The sequence below is a fragment of the Thermostichus sp. MS-CIW-25 genome, assembly GCF_054060015.1.
The window spans coordinates 36,616-50,451 of sequence record NZ_JBSSCS010000022.1 but is presented as its reverse complement, the minus strand read 5'-3'; the positions used below and the strand labels follow the sequence as shown (position 1 = coordinate 50,451).

Annotated in this window: 12 protein-coding genes and 1 riboswitch; of the genes, 8 read left to right on the top strand and 4 right to left on the bottom strand. The window is 58.8% G+C overall.

Annotation, left to right across the window (positions count from 1 at the left end):
* Positions 1 to 393: 393 nt before the first annotated feature.
* From ACVWZ1_RS09265 to ACVWZ1_RS09255, 3 genes are all read left to right on the top strand, one after another.
* Positions 394 to 1,620 carry a serine hydrolase gene (locus tag ACVWZ1_RS09265; protein WP_457503205.1) on the top strand — a complete coding sequence of 409 codons (1,227 nt, stop codon included), beginning with the start codon at positions 394 to 396 and terminating at the stop codon, positions 1,618 to 1,620.
* 126 nt (positions 1,621 to 1,746) lie between these two features.
* Entirely contained in the window at positions 1,747 to 3,144 is a 1,398-nt protein-coding gene (locus ACVWZ1_RS09260) for an NAD-dependent succinate-semialdehyde dehydrogenase (RefSeq protein ID WP_457466961.1), read from the top strand.
* Positions 3,144 to 3,386: an RNA-binding S4 domain-containing protein gene (locus ACVWZ1_RS09255; protein WP_457503204.1), complete on the top strand. Its 243-nt coding sequence runs from the start codon at positions 3,144 to 3,146 to the stop codon at positions 3,384 to 3,386. Before ACVWZ1_RS09260 ends, ACVWZ1_RS09255 begins: the two co-directional genes overlap by 1 nt.
* A 2-nt stretch (positions 3,387 to 3,388) precedes the next feature.
* Here ACVWZ1_RS09255 and ACVWZ1_RS09250 read toward each other — a convergent pair whose 3' ends face one another.
* The 3 genes from ACVWZ1_RS09250 to ACVWZ1_RS09240 form a co-directional block, all read right to left on the bottom strand.
* Entirely contained in the window at positions 3,389 to 3,916 is a 528-nt protein-coding gene (locus tag ACVWZ1_RS09250; RefSeq protein WP_457466963.1) for a hypothetical protein, read from the bottom strand.
* 9 nt (positions 3,917 to 3,925) lie between these two features.
* A complete protein-coding gene (locus ACVWZ1_RS09245; RefSeq protein WP_457466964.1) occupies positions 3,926 to 4,312 on the bottom strand; it encodes a copper-binding protein in 387 nt (128 codons plus the stop codon).
* A 170-nt stretch (positions 4,313 to 4,482) separates the two neighbouring features.
* Entirely contained in the window at positions 4,483 to 5,148 is a 666-nt protein-coding gene (locus ACVWZ1_RS09240) for a DUF4439 domain-containing protein (RefSeq protein WP_414408141.1), read from the bottom strand.
* Positions 5,149 to 5,352: 204 nt separating this feature from the next.
* On the opposite strand from ACVWZ1_RS09240, the gene ACVWZ1_RS09235 reads away from it, so the two are divergent.
* Together ACVWZ1_RS09235 and ACVWZ1_RS09230 are read left to right on the top strand one after the other, a co-directional pair.
* Positions 5,353 to 6,102 (top strand): WecB/TagA/CpsF family glycosyltransferase, encoded by a 750-nt coding sequence (locus ACVWZ1_RS09235; RefSeq protein ID WP_457503202.1) that lies wholly within the window; start codon positions 5,353 to 5,355, stop codon positions 6,100 to 6,102.
* Between the two features lie 193 nt (positions 6,103 to 6,295).
* Entirely contained in the window at positions 6,296 to 6,982 is a 687-nt protein-coding gene (locus ACVWZ1_RS09230) for a cell division ATP-binding protein FtsE (RefSeq protein WP_011433482.1), read from the top strand.
* 176 nt (positions 6,983 to 7,158) lie between these two features.
* Here the strand turns inward: ACVWZ1_RS09230 and metE are convergent, their stop codons facing one another.
* Positions 7,159 to 9,423 carry a 5-methyltetrahydropteroyltriglutamate--homocysteine S-methyltransferase gene (metE, locus tag ACVWZ1_RS09225; RefSeq protein ID WP_011433481.1) on the bottom strand — a complete coding sequence of 755 codons (2,265 nt, stop codon included), beginning with the start codon at positions 9,421 to 9,423 and terminating at the stop codon, positions 7,159 to 7,161.
* A 458-nt stretch (positions 9,424 to 9,881) separates the two neighbouring features.
* Positions 9,882 to 10,086: riboswitch (cobalamin riboswitch) on the bottom strand.
* Positions 10,087 to 10,330: 244 nt separating this feature from the next.
* Between metE and ACVWZ1_RS09220 the strand changes: the two genes are divergently transcribed.
* The 3 genes from ACVWZ1_RS09220 to ACVWZ1_RS09210 are packed head-to-tail and all read left to right on the top strand — an operon-like array spanning position 10,331 to position 13,832.
* Complete coding sequence (locus ACVWZ1_RS09220) at positions 10,331 to 11,956, top strand: ABC transporter substrate-binding protein (RefSeq protein ID WP_457491085.1); 1,626 nt, start codon at positions 10,331 to 10,333, stop codon at positions 11,954 to 11,956.
* The gene (locus ACVWZ1_RS09215; RefSeq protein WP_457491086.1) at positions 11,941 to 12,942 is read left to right on the top strand and encodes an ABC transporter permease; all 1,002 of its coding nucleotides are present in this window, start codon (positions 11,941 to 11,943) and stop codon (positions 12,940 to 12,942) included. Before ACVWZ1_RS09220 ends, ACVWZ1_RS09215 begins: the two co-directional genes overlap by 16 nt.
* Entirely contained in the window at positions 12,939 to 13,832 is an 894-nt protein-coding gene (locus ACVWZ1_RS09210) for an ABC transporter permease (RefSeq protein WP_011429071.1), read from the top strand. Before ACVWZ1_RS09215 ends, ACVWZ1_RS09210 begins: the two co-directional genes overlap by 4 nt.
* The last annotated feature ends 4 nt before the right edge of the window (positions 13,833 to 13,836 follow it).

The window sequence follows — 13,836 nt, the reverse complement described above, 5'->3', positions numbered from 1 at the left end:
TCAGGACTTGGGTCATGGTTCTATCATAACTTCCGCATTCCTCCCGACACTGACCCTACGGGTACAGTGCGGGGCTCCTGCGATTTCTAGCTGAGCCGCCGGGCCGGGGGATGGTACATCTCGTCACTGCCCCACACTGCTAACGCGGACGTGGAGGCATAGTGTAGTGATGACAGTTTGATGGGCGTTTTGCAATCGTAGGTCAGGTTGGTCAATTTGTGGGTTTAATTAAGCCAAGCTCACCGAAGTTGAGTCGGTGAAACGGTCAGCATTGTCTGTTAGGAGCATGGCGTTAGTACTCCGCACCGCTGTCGGGAAAAGGCAATCGTTCTTATGACCAGAGCAAGGGAGAGGAGAGGCACCGATCCATTCGCGCTAGCGGGCCGTAGGCCTTTGCGAGAGAAGTCGCGGGATCCCCGCCGCCCCTCACAACCTGCCAAGGATACCGTCCCACCTCCGGCGGAGTCAAAGCTGCGAACGGGATCTGGTCGCCTGCTTCCTGCCCCCAGGGGATCCCTGTCGGTTTCCCCTCCTCAACCGCTGCGTCTTGCCCGCCAAAAAGCCATTGCTCGTCTGCGCCAACGGGCTGCCCAGCCCCGCCGCTTGAGACGTTCTCCCTCTCTTGGCCAAGTATTGCTCAGGGGACTAAGCTTAAGTCTTATCCTGGGCCTGACGATGGCGGGCCTCTCGCAACTGCTGCAATCGACCACCGCTGGCCGGATAGAACAGGCCACGACGCAGCTTGGGGATCCTCCCCCGCCGGCATTCCCGAGTAACATTCTGCGGGGAGAAGCGATCCCGGCTTTGCAGGAGCGCTTGGCCGCTTTGGCCGACCAACCGGGCTTGACGGCAGGGGCTCTGTTCTGGGAGGTGGAAACCGGCGCCTTTGCTGGGGTTAGGCCGGATCAGGCTTTTCCTGCCGCCAGTGTGATTAAGATCCCCATTCTCTTGGCTTTTTTCCAGGCTGTGGAAACCGGGCAGGTGCGGCTGGATGAGAGGCTCACCCTGCGGGAAGATCTCAAGGGAGGGGGAGCTGGTGTGTTGCAAACCCGACCCCTCGGATCCCAGGTTTCTGCTTTGGAAGCGGCCACTCTGATGAGCACCCTCAGCGACAACTTCGCCACCAACCTGATCATCGATCGCCTGGGTGGGCAGGAGGCTCTCAACCAAAAATTTCGGCAGTGGGGGCTACAACACACGCAAATTTCATGGTGGCTACCGGATCTGGAAGGCACCAACACCAGCAGCCCGCGCGACATGGTTTGGCTGCTCAGCCAGTTGGAACAGGGGCGCATGCTCAGCCGCCGCAGCCGCGACCGTTTTCTGGACATTCTCTGGCGCACCCAACGGCCCTCCTATTTCCGGCCCAACTTGGGTCAAGAGGTGCGCATTGCCCACAAAACGGGAACCTTGAGCTCCGTGGTGGGGGATGCCGGGATCCTGGATTTACCCAACGGGCGGCGCTATGTGGCGGCGGTGTGGGTGAAGCGAGAAACCCCCAACGACCCCAGAGCTGAAGAGCTGATCGCCAGCCTGTCGCAAGCAGCCTACGAGTTCTGGTCTGCTCCTGGATCCGCCCCGCCATCCCGAACAGACACCACCGGCAGCCCGCAACCCTGAGTCCCCCACTCCGCAAATCTTTCCATACTGCTACGCAACGCTTACGCGAACGCAGTAGCAGTGCGGAGCACTATTCCAGGCAGAGCACAAATGCCAGAGTGGAGAAACAGGCGTTGAGGGAAAAAGATGGGGCACCTGGTCAGCATCAACCCCGCCACCGGAGAGGAATTGGCTCGCTACCCCGTTTTCGACGCTGGGCAGATCCAGAGCTGTATTGCCCAAGCCCACGAGCGGTTTCAGAGCTATCGTCGGATCCCGTTTGCTCAGCGATCCGCCTGGCTGAAGCGGGTGGCAGGGATCCTGGAGGAGCGCAAAGCGGAGTTTGGCCGCCTAATCAGCCTGGAGATGGGCAAAACCTTGGCCTCTGCCGTTGCCGAAGTGGAAAAATCCGCTTGGGTTTGTCGCTACTATGCCGAGGAGGCAGAAGGGTTCTTGGCCGAGCGCTCCATATTGCTACGCAACGCTTACGCGAATGCCACCGGTGCGGAGCACTTTGCCAGCCGCAGCGGGATCCGCTACCAGCCGCTGGGAGTGATTTTGGCAGTGATGCCCTGGAACTTTCCCTTTTGGCAGGTGTTTCGCTGTGCAACCCCGGCCCTGATGGCGGGCAATACCCTTCTGCTCAAACATGCTTCCAACGTGCCCCAATCGGCTTTGACCCTGGAGCGGATCTTTCAGGAGGCGGGATTTCCGCCAGGGGTCTTTCAAACCCTGCTGATCACAGCAGCCCAGGTGGCAGAGGTGGTGGCGGATGAACGGGTGCGGGGGGCCGCCCTCACCGGGAGCGAAGCCGCCGGCTCCAGCCTGGCCCGTTTGGCCGGTCAATATCTGAAAAAAACGGTGTTGGAACTGGGAGGGAGCGATCCCTTCATCGTGCTGCCCAGCGCCGATCTGGAGGCAGCAGTTGCCACAGCGGTCACGGCCCGTCTGATCAACAACGGCCAGTCCTGCATTGCCGCCAAACGATTTATCTTGCACAGGGCTATCGCTGAACCTTTCACGGCTGCCATGACGGAGCGATTTCGCCGGCTCAAGGTAGGGGATCCCTTGGATCCGCAAACGGACGTGGGGCCTCTGGCTACCCCCAGCATCCTGCAAGAGGTGGACGGACAGGTGCAGGCTTTGGTGCAAGCAGGAGCCAAAGTCCATATCGGCGGATCCCCCTTGGGAGGAAATTTTTACCCGCCCACGATCCTGAGCGACATCCCCCCCGATCATCCGGTGGCCCACCAGGAGGTGTTCGGGCCGGTGGCGCTGTTGTTCACCGTACCGGATGTGTCGGCAGCCATCGAGCTGGCCAACGGCACGCCCTTTGGCCTGGGCGCCAGCGCCTGGACAACCGATCCAGAGGAACAAGAGCGCCTGCTGGAGGAGCTGGAGGCGGGATCCGTGTTCATCAATGGCATGGTCAAGTCCGACCCGCGCCTTCCCTTCGGCGGCATCAAACGCTCAGGGTATGGACGGGAACTGAGCCGGGAAGGGATCCTGGAATTTGTAAACGTCAAAACCATTTGGGTGAAGTGATGGCGGAGACTGCTCAAAGGGATCCCCAGCCGGCGGCGGATCCCGTGATCAAGCTGGATCAGTTCCTCAAGCTGGCGGGGGCTGCTCCCACCGGTGGGCAGGCCAAGCAGCTCATCCAAGCGGGGCAAGTGCGGGTGAATGGCGAGGTGGAAACCCGGCGGGGACGCAAGCTGCGCTCAGGAGATGAGGTGGCCGTGGGAGGTGGAGTTTGGCGGGTGCACCTGAGTGAGGCCCCGAAGTGAAATCAATGCAATGGGATCAAGAAAAGCATGGCCAAAGCCCCGATTCCCCCTGCCACCGCAAACTGCCACTCCAGCCCCCACAGCAGGCAGGCAACTCCGGCCAGGATCTGGATCCCACCGGTGATCCAGTAGGGGAGACGCGGCGGATCCACCAGGCCGTTGAGCCAGTGGCCCAGCCCCATTTGCCACAGCCAGAACACCCCCAAATACTGGCCCAAGGCTGCCAAAGGGGTACGTCCGACAAAGGGCAGCACCGAGAGGATCATGCCCTGGGCAATCACCAGCGTCCACACCAAGCCCACAAAGTAGAGATGGGCCAGTCCGGCTGTTCGAAACTCCGGCAAGCTAGTCTGCCGCACCATGTAGCCCAAGCCAACCAGGGAAATCACCAGCCACAGCCAGTTGATGTTGGCCTCTTGGTGAAACTGGGTGGCAGCAAACCCAATCCCCAAAAGGACGGCCCAAACCAGGTACACCCGCCGACAAATGTTCCAGAAGGGAAGAGGGGATCCCAGGGGTTCCATTTGCATGGCCTTCACCTAATCGACGACGACAATGCGGCCCACCATGCTGGGGTGGATATCGCAGAAATATTCCTGGATCCCAGCTACTTCGAACACCACCGCTTTGCTCTCGTTGCGACTTAGCCGTCCCGTCCCTTGAAACTGCGCTCCCTCCACAGGAGTAGCCGTGTGGGGGGTGGAATCCAGGTTGGTGAAGGTCACCTTGCCGCCCCGCTTGAGGATGATCTCCGGGGGCAGGTATTGAAACCCGCGAATGATCACCTCTGCTGCCGCCGTTGCCTCGACAGGATCTCGCCCCGCAACAGAGCTGGCTTGTCGCCACCGATCCACAGCCAAGATAGCCCCCACATTGAGCAGGGATCCCAGTCCACTCAGCAACAGCAGCCGCCGCGTCATCGGCATAGGACTTTCTCCACACAGGTTTAGGAAGAGAACAAAGGCTGAGGCGCTCAGAAGAAGGCGATTGCGACAGCAGTGCAGAGCACTTGGATCTCCAAGCCCCAAGTCCTACAGAGGACGTTGGAAGGCTTTGCAGATCATCGCCTCATCGCCGGCAGGGGTTACCAACAGCTCTACACCTTCAGGATCCAGCGCTCCCGAGTCTCGGCGCTGACAAAGGGGGCAGGCACCACCAGAATGCTGGGGTCAAGGCTGTGGAACACGGCCCGGATTGCGGTGGCATGGGCAACTTCGTTGGGGCCAATGGTGCTGGCAGCAGCCACCAGGTCTTTGTTGGAAAGCTGGACAAAGGCATCGTTGTAGGCTAGGGCCGCATCGAACTCCAGAGCCAGGGCCAGCTTGGCGATGTTGGCATCGGAATCGAGGTTGCCTTCTTTGTTGTCGATGTAGGTGGAAAGGTCGTAGCTATCCCGCGCCCGAGAGGGGATCCCTCCCAGTTGCCGCACGGCACCCGCCAGCAGATCCCGATGCTGCTCGTGATCCTTCAGGTTCTTGGTGGCCACTTCCAACACGATCTTGCCCACCTCGGTGTTGCTCAACTTGCCGGCAGCGGTTTTGTAGGCCCAGATCGCCTGCTGTTCCAAGTCGATGGCGGCGTTGAGAATGGCAATATCAGCAGTGTTGGACTGAGCGGCACCGGGCAGGCTGCGCAACCCAATTGCTCCACCTACGCCCGCCAGCAAACCAGCCAACAACAAGCTGCGGCGGGAAGTTGCAGGGCTGGGATCCCATTCGGCGGCCAATTGAGGCAGAGCGAAGGGAGTCTTTGCAGTCTTCATCTCAAGTCTCCTGTCTCGAAAGATGGCAACCAACCTTCAGGGACTTGCTCTGGGTCGGGCAATTCCCTCTGGCCTGGTCTGATGGGAATACGCCGCTGATGCCACGGCGGATGCCTGGGGGAAAAGATTTGGATTGTGTGCTCAGCTTTTGGGCTGGGCTATTTTGAAAGTTGGGTTTCACTGGGGACAAGCGTTCGGTCGGTAGTGTCGTTATCCATCCATGCGATTCTGGGCGTGAACCTGCACCTTGCTCTGCCGGAGGCCAGCCTACAGAGCTACACCACGTGGATTGAGGCGCGTATCCGGGAGGGGCAGGGCGCTCAAGTGGTCACCTGCAACCCGGAAATGATCATGCAGGCGCAGCGGGATCCCGCCTTTGCCCAGGTGCTGCAGGCAGCAGAGCTGGTGATCCCCGACGGCATCGGGGTGGTGTGGGCTTTGCGACGGCAAGGGATCCGCGTCCAGCGGGTGCCGGGGATCGAGCTGGCAGAAACCCTGATCACGTTGGCGGCAGAACGGGGGTGGCGCTTGGCCCTGGTGGGGGGAAGGCCGGAAGTCAACCGGGCAGCAATTCGATATTGGCAAGCCCAGTGTCCTGCTTTGGCCCTCTGGGGCTACCACGGCTACTTTTCTGGCAACGAAGAAAAAGAGCTTCTGCAAGCTCTCCAGGAATTTCGACCGCAACTGGTGTGGGTGGGGCTGGGATCCCCGCGCCAGGAGCTGTGGATCCAGAAGTGGCGTCCCCTTTTGCCCCAGGCTATCTGGATGGGGGTGGGGGGCAGCTTGGACATTTGGGCCGGCCAAAAACGGCGAGCGCCCCGTTGGTGGCGTGACCATCACCTGGAATGGTTGTATCGTCTCTATCAGGAACCCTGGCGCTGGCGACGCATGTTGGCTTTGCCCAAGTTTGTCTGGCGGGTGCTGTGGGATCCCTCTTCTCGTTTGCGCCCCTAGTCTGCCGGCGCTCTCTCCCTCCTCTGTCTAGGCGCTTACTATGGTGATCGGTCAGCACATCGGCTATCCTCCTCGCTTGTACCGTTGGGCGGGTACGGCTCCGACTCCTCATCTCCCTGCCCCGGCCAATCCAGAGGCCACCCTGGGCTTTTACGGCAGCACTCAATCCGGATCCCTGGAAACCCCGGCCAGCATGGTGTCCTTGCGGGGCGTGAGCAAAGTCTTTCCCAACGGCAACTTGATTTTTCAGGATGTGAACTTGGAGGTGCGCCGCGGCGAGTTCGTGTTCGTAACGGGGGTCTCCGGAGCAGGCAAGTCCACTCTTTTGCGACTGCTCTACGGGGCGGAACAGGCCACCGAGGGCACGGTCATCGTCGATCAAGTCTGTCTATTTTCTTCTGAAGGGCGGCGGCGACCCTACCGCATCCCACCGCGTCCGCTGGCCATGTTGCGGCGGCGCTTGGGGGTGGTTTTCCAAGATTATCGCCTTCTGGCCAACCGCACCCTGGCAGAAAATGTGGCCTTCGTGCTGCGCGCCCAAGGGCTGTCCCCCGCAGAAATCCGCCGTCGCATCGGGCCGACCCTAAAGATGGTGGGGCTGACCGAAAAGCGAGATCACTTTCCCCATGAGCTTTCGGGGGGGGAACAGCAGCGCCTTAGCCTGGCCCGGGCCATTGTCAACATGCCGGTGCTGCTGCTGGCGGACGAGCCAACAGGAAACCTAGATCCGGAAAACTCCCTCTTGGTTCTCCAGATTTTGGAGCGGCTCAATTCCTTTGGGGTGACCGTCATCATGACCAGCCATGACCCCTATCTGGTGGAGCGGGCCGGCCACCGGGTGGTGCGCATGGAGGGAGGGCGCCTGTATGATCTGCGCTGAGGGCTGCCGGGATCCCTATTTTGCTCTTCACAAGCTTTTTGAGATCCCGGAGAGCAGCTTTGCCGGTTGCATCAGCAGACCGTAGGCCCTAAGCCAGCCGCATCAGCACAACAGCGGCACCGCCCGCGGCGACTTGTCAAGCCAGCCCGACCAGTTACATCAGCGGGTCGTGGGCCTTACTCGCGCAGACCCTCAGGTTGGGTTTCCAGAAGCTCCTCCCCTAGCTGATGAGCGGCAGCCACCATATTTTTCAGTGCGGGGATCACCTCCTCCCAGCGGCGGGTCTTGAGGCCACAATCGGGATTAACCCAAGTTTGCTCCACAGGCAAGTGGGCCAGTCCTGTGCGCAGCTGCTGCAGGATTTGCTCAACGCTCGGCACCGCAGGGCTGTGGACATCGTAAACGCCGTTGCCCACCTGGTGACGATACCCAGCCTGGGCAATTTGCAGCAGGGTTTTGTTGTTGCTGCGGCTGTTTTCAATGGAAAGCACGTCGGCATCCAGCCGCTCAATGTGCTCGATAATGTCCCCAAACTCTGAGTAGCACATGTGGGTGTGAATCTGGGTTTCCGGCTTGGCCCCGCCGGTAGCTAGGCGAAAGGCATCCACTGCCCAGCTGAGGTATTCTGGCCAGCGTTCTTTTTTCAGAGGTAGCCCCTCCCGCAGTGCCGGCTCATCCACTTGCACCATCACCGCTCCAGCCGCTTCCAGATCTGCCACTTCGGCTCTCAAGGCCAGGGCAATCTGCAAAGCCTGCTCCCGCCGGGGAATATCAACACGGGGAAAGGACCAGTTGAGCATAGTCACTGGCCCCGTGAGCATGCCTTTCACCGGCTTTTGGGTGTGGGACTGGGCTACTTGGAATTCCCGCACTGTCATGGGTTGGGGGCGAACCACGTCGCCGTAGAGAATGGGAGGGCGCACGCAGCGGCTGCCGTAACTCTGCACCCAGCCGTGTTCAGTGAAGGCAAAGCCTTCCAGCTTCTGGGCAAAGTACTCCACCATGTCGGTGCGCTCAAATTCCCCATGCACCAACACATCCAGGCCAATCTCTTCTTGAATGCGGATGCACTTGGCAATCTCAGCGTCAATGGCTGCTTCGTACTCCGCCTGCGAAACCTCCCCTCTTTTGTACTTAGCTCGCCACTGCCGCACCTCTGGAGTTTGGGGGAAGGAGCCAATGGTGGTGGTGGGCAAAGGTGGTAGCTGAACCTGCCGACTTAGGCGCTGCTCGTAGGGCAGGAATCGCTCGAAGTCCTGGAGCTTGAGGTTGGCCAAAGCCTGGCGCACTTGGGGGTTGGGGGGGCTAAACTGCGCAAAGCTCTGCCATTGCTGCTGGATTTCCGCCTGCTGGGCAGCAGTGTCTTCGCCGTTGAGGGCTCGCGCCAGGAGAGCTACTTCGGCCAGCTTCTGTTCGGCAAAGCTGAGGACATTTCTGAGGGGTTCCGGCAACTGGGCTTCCAGAGCAGCGTCGTGGGGCACAAATTGCAACGAAGCGGAAGGCTGCACCCGTAGGTTGGGAGCTACCCCCTGCAGCTCCCGCAGGCTGGCCAAGACGGTCTCAGGCTGAACCTTCCAGACATTCCGAGCGTCCACTACGCCAGCACCTAGGATCTGGTCAGCCGGAAAGCCATAGGTTCTTACCAGATCCAGGGTGTGGCCACGGGTAAAGTCAAGGCTAATGCCGGCCACCGGCAGTTGCACCACCCAGGGGTAAGTCTCCCCCAGGTCATCGAAGTAGGTGACCAAGTGGACAGGGATCCCGGCGGTTGCCAACTGGCGGTAGCTCATTTCCACAGCTTCCCGCAGGCCACTTCCCTGGCTGGTAACCAAAATGGGATCGTGAATCTGGACTTCTGGGATCCCCAGCTGTTTTAACTCCTGGAGGAGATCCCGGTACAGAGGAAGGAGCTTTTCCAAGTCCGCCCGCAGATCCCCAGATCGCTGGCTAAGGCAGAGCAAAGTCACTGGACTGAGGACAACGGGGCTGGTGCGCTCCCCTAGGATCCCTTGGGCCCGCCGAACTCTTTCCAAAAAATCCCCAAAGTTAGGACTGGGATCGGCTTCCGGCTCAATTTCGGGTACCAAGTAGTGGTAGTTGGTGTCAAACCACTTGGTCATTTCCAAAGCCGGCAGGCCCTCCCGCCCCCGCGCCATGGCAAAGTAGCGGTCTAAACCCGACAGACCTCGGAACCGAGAGGGGATCAGCCCCAGCCAGGTGGCCCAGTCCAGTACATGGTCGTAGAGAGTCTGATCCCCTACCGCAATGTGATCAATCCCAGCTTGTAGCTGAGTCTGCCAGGCTTGAGTCTCCAAATCCCAAAAGGTAGCCAGCAGAGCCTCTGACCCTAGGGCACCACTCCAAAAGCCTTCCAAAGCTTTTTTGAGCTCGCGGCGCTTGCCCATGCGGGCATACCCCAATGTCATGGTTTGTGCAGTCATGTTGTGTGCCATCCCAAATACTGAGTTTTCTAATTTTCCTGCGTTCAATTCGCCCTCAACTGGGATCCCGCCCGCCAAGGAAGAAACCGGCTGTTCCTCTCTTGCCTCTGGAACCCCAACAAAACACTGCCTTTTGCGCAAATAAAGATACTCAACGCAGCCAGCGATCGCAGTGGCTACTTGCCAGCCTACCGATTGAAGTCAGGAAGCCTGACATCTCACTCTTTCCTTCGCGTAGGCGGGCTGTAGATCTTGATAGATCTTGGTGCAACAGCACCCAAAATTTACTCTCTCCCGGCCAACTGGCTCAGAGTCTTGCTTGGGTTCTTGGACTTATTTCTACTGCTGAGGAGTACCGAAAGCTTGTGGGAGCAACGCCGGGAAAATGCTCAGGATAACGAAAGCAGAAACGAGCTAAAGCCAAGACAGTTACCATCTGTACCTCGCAGATGTTGTGAAGTTTAGAAAAACCATCGGCGGGCATTCTGACTGACACGGTTTTGGGGGACAAGATCTGGATCGGCAGCGAATGACTCTAGAGATTTGCTGCAGGACTTCTCCTAAACCGGATCACAGCTGCGGGACAGCGGCAGATTCTCACTGCTCTTTCCCCGTTTCCTCTGGCGGCTGATCCCCGTCAGAACCGATAGCTGAGCTACATCGTATCACGGAGTTCAGAGACGGGAGTAGAGTGCTTCAATCATCACCAAGCCAGCAGCCTTTGGAGCTACCAGACCTCACCTTTCACCCAGCGGTCTTGCAGGAAGTCATCGGAACCCTCTAAGCATCCTCCCCCCCTGCATTGCTCTCAAGATAAGGCAGTGATAGCTTAGCTGCCATTAAGTCTTGTCCAGGAGGCAAGGGGGTTTGCTCCTTTTTGCTGAAAAAGCGACAGATCGGGGTTTCTATGGCATCAAGCTTAAAAGTAACTGTGTGGTCTGTGGGCCTCTTCTTGCTGAGCCAGATGTGGGCTGGATGCGCTCAGAATGCTGCTGAGCGGACAGCTTTCGATCCAAAGCTAGCAGGATCCAGCGATCAAATCGTGCTGGCCATTGGAGGGGAAAGGGAAGAAGGATTTGATCCCACCCTGGGCTGGGGACGTTACGGTTCGCCTTTGTTCCAAAGCACTCTGCTGCGGCGGGACGAGAACCTTGAGATTGTAAACGACCTGGCGACTGGCTACACTGTCAGCCAAGATGGCCTAACCTGGACGGTAACCCTACGAAAGGATGCAGTCTTCTCCGATGGAAAACCTGTCACAGCAGCGGACGTGGCTTACACCTTTAACCAAGCAGCTCGGAGTGGTGGTCTGGTCGACCTAACCGCCCTAAAGGAAGCAGTAGCTATCGACACTCATACGGTGGAGCTGCGGCTGCAAAAACCCCAAAGTACTTTTGTCAACCGCCTCATCACCTTGGGTATCGTGCCTCAACATGCCCACGGGCCTGATTATGCTCGCAAACCCATTGGCTCTGGCCCCTACCGACTGGTGCAGTGGGATGAGGGGCAACAACTGATTGTGGAGGCAAATCCCTTATATTACGGCCAGACTCCTGGCATTCGGCGGCTGGTTTTCCTTTTCCTGGAGGAGGATGCAGCCTTTGCAGCAGCCCGAGCCGGACAGGTACACGTGGTTAGCGTGCCTCAGTCTTTGGCTAAGCAAACTGTTGAGGGCATGAAGCTTCACGCCATTCCCAGTGTGGATAACCGAGGGCTGATGTTCCCCTTTCCCCCTAAAACCGGTGCGACAACCCCAAAGGGATACCCCATCGGCAACGATGTGACTTCTAACTTGGCGATTCGCAAGGCGGTCAACTTCGCCATTGACCGACAGGCGCTGGTGGATGGAGTCCTAGAAGGCTACGGATCCCCTGCCTATGGCCCAGTCAGCGGTTTGCCCTGGGAAGAGCCGACCGCCAAGATTGAGGACAACAATCCAGACCTGGCCCGTCAGATTCTAGCTGAGGGAGGCTGGAGCGATAAAGATGGGGATGGGGTAGTGGAAAAAAACGGGCTGCGGGCTGAGTTCACCGTGCTCTACCCGGCCAACGACAGTATTCGCCAAGCCCTGGCCCTAGCTGTTGCAGAAATGCTGCGGCCTGTGGGCATCCGAGTCAATGTCGAGGGCAAAAGTTGGGATGACATCACTCCGCTCATGCACAGCAACGTGGTGCTGTTTGGCTGGGGCAGCCATGACCCAACTGAGGTGTACAACCTCTACCACAGCAAAGCGGCCCAGGGGGGATTTTTCAATGCCGGCTACTATGCCAACCCGTTTGTGGATCGAATGCTGGATCTGGCTATGGAGGCCCCCTCTGAAGCTGAAGCTATCCCCTTCTGGCGGGCAGCCCAGTGGGATGGAAAGCAAGGCTTTACTGCCAAAGGAGATGCAGCCTGGGCTTGGTTGGTGAACCTGGATCATACCTACTTTGTCCACGAGTGCTTGGATATAGGCCAGCCGCAGGTACAGCCTCATGGCCATGGTTGGCCAATCACAGCCAACATCACCCGTTGGAAATGGACGTGCAACTGAGGTCAGTTCTGCTGTTTCTGGCTTATAAGCTGACTCGGCTGGGGTTGCTGCTGGCGGCTGTGGCAGTCCTGACGTTTGCCCTGCTCAGCTTCTCCCCTGTTGATCCCGTACAAGCCTATGTAGGGGCCGACATGCTGCAGATCAGCCCAGCCCAACGAGACCTGATTGCCCAGCGTTGGGGGCTGGATCAGCCCATGCTGCTTCGCTTTGGGAACTGGCTTGGGCAGATGGTTCAAGGCAACTGGGGCACCTCAATGGTGTTCGATCAGCCAGTGGTGCAGGTCATTCAACAGCGGTTTGAGCTATCGCTGCCCTTACTGGCAATTGCCTGGCTGCTTTCCGGTTTCCTGGGAGTGGGGTTGGGGGTTTTGGCCGCAGCGTTTCAGGGCGCTTGGGTTGACCGCGGTATTCGTCTTTACGCCTACACCCTCGCTTCTTCTCCCCCTTTCTGGGTGGCGCTGCTACTCTTGATCGCGTTTTCGGTAGAGCTGGGTCTAACACCTATCTGTTGCGCCGCGCCACCTGGCGCGTTGGCGGAGGAGGTGACTTTTTGGCAGCGCTTACACCACTTGCTCTTGCCTGCTTTCACCCTAACTTTCATCGGCGTTGCCAACATCACCTTGCACACTCGTCAGAAGCTCATTGACGTGTTGCACAGCAACTATGTGCTGTTTGCTCGTGCCCAGGGGGAAAGCCTGGCTGGGATCCTGTGGTACCACGGCTTGCGGAATATCTTGCTGCCTGCGCTGACGCTGCAATTTGCCTCCTTTGGGGAACTGTTTGGTGGCTCAGTGTTAGTGGAACAGGTGTTTGCTTATCCAGGACTGGGACAAGCAACGGTACAGGCAGCTTTGCGCAGTGATGTGCCTCTGTTGGTGGGCATTGTGTTTTTCAGCGCCTTGTTTGTCTATGCCGGCAATACCCTAGCTGACCTGTCCTACCAGATTGTCGATCCACGCATTCGCCTTGGCGGGAGGATAGGATGATCCCTTTTGCATCGCCTCGTGTTGCTGCTGCTGATGCCGATGGGGGGATGAAATTCTCAGAGTCCTCTGTCAAAGGAGAGCGCAGGCGGCAGACTCTGTGGGCAATTGGACTGTGTGCTTTTTTTTTGGTGTCTATCCTCTGCAGCGCTGGGCTTATCGGCGATACCGGACTGAGCCCGAACCTAACTCAGCGGAATCAGCCTCCTTCCCTGGCCCATCCCTTCGGCACCGACTGGCTGGGGCGGGATATGCTGGCCCGATCCTTGCACGGGATGTCCCTTAGTCTGTGGGTAGGCATGCTGGCTGCCGCCGTCAGCGTGGTGATCGCCGCTGTTTTGGGTTTGGTGGGTGGCACGGTGGGAGGCTGGGTGGATGCCTCGATCTGCTGGATGATTGACCTATGTTTCAGCCTGCCTCACCTGGTGGTGCAGATCCTTATAGCTTTTGCTGTCGGCGGCGGAGTTCGGGGAGTCATTGTTGCCGTTGCCCTCACCCACTGGCCCAGCCTAGCGCGCCTGGTGCGGGCCGAGGTGTTACAGGTCAGCAGTTCTGACTATGTCCAGAGTTCTTACCGACTGGGCCGCTCTTCCCTCTGGGTTGCCCGCTACCATATGATGCCTCACATTTTGCCCCAGCTCCTAGTGGGACTTATTCTGCTGTTTCCCCACGCCATTTTGCACGAAGCAGCCCTCTCATTCATTGGGGTAGGTATTTCGCCGCACCTACCGGCCATCGGCATTATTCTGGCCGAATCCATGCGCCACCTCTCCACCGGCTACTGGTGGCTGGGGGTTATGCCTGGACTGCTGCTGCTGCTGTCGGTCAAGGCTTTTGACTGGCTGGGAGAAAACCTGCAGGCCCTTCTCAATCCGCGTACGGCTCAGGAGTAGGGAA

What these genes read in the sequence shown, in the direction of transcription:
- ACVWZ1_RS09260 (WP_457466961.1), top strand. Translation starts at nt 1,747, where the DNA reads ATGGGGCACCTGGTCAGCATCAACCCCGCCACCGGAGAGGAATTGGCT.
- ACVWZ1_RS09255 (WP_457503204.1), top strand. Translation starts at nt 3,144, where the DNA reads ATGGCGGAGACTGCTCAAAGGGATCCCCAGCCGGCGGCGGATCCCGTG.
- ACVWZ1_RS09250 (WP_457466963.1), bottom strand. Translation starts at nt 3,916, where the DNA reads ATGCAAATGGAACCCCTGGGATCCCCTCTTCCCTTCTGGAACATTTGT.
- ACVWZ1_RS09245 (WP_457466964.1), bottom strand. Translation starts at nt 4,312, where the DNA reads ATGCCGATGACGCGGCGGCTGCTGTTGCTGAGTGGACTGGGATCCCTG.
- ACVWZ1_RS09240 (WP_414408141.1), bottom strand. Translation starts at nt 5,148, where the DNA reads ATGAAGACTGCAAAGACTCCCTTCGCTCTGCCTCAATTGGCCGCCGAA.
- ACVWZ1_RS09230 (WP_011433482.1), top strand. Translation starts at nt 6,296, where the DNA reads ATGGTGTCCTTGCGGGGCGTGAGCAAAGTCTTTCCCAACGGCAACTTG.
- metE (WP_011433481.1), bottom strand. Translation starts at nt 9,423, where the DNA reads ATGACTGCACAAACCATGACATTGGGGTATGCCCGCATGGGCAAGCGC.
- ACVWZ1_RS09220 (WP_457491085.1), top strand. Translation starts at nt 10,331, where the DNA reads ATGGCATCAAGCTTAAAAGTAACTGTGTGGTCTGTGGGCCTCTTCTTG.
- ACVWZ1_RS09215 (WP_457491086.1), top strand. Translation starts at nt 11,941, where the DNA reads ATGGACGTGCAACTGAGGTCAGTTCTGCTGTTTCTGGCTTATAAGCTG.
- ACVWZ1_RS09210 (WP_011429071.1), top strand. Translation starts at nt 12,939, where the DNA reads ATGATCCCTTTTGCATCGCCTCGTGTTGCTGCTGCTGATGCCGATGGG.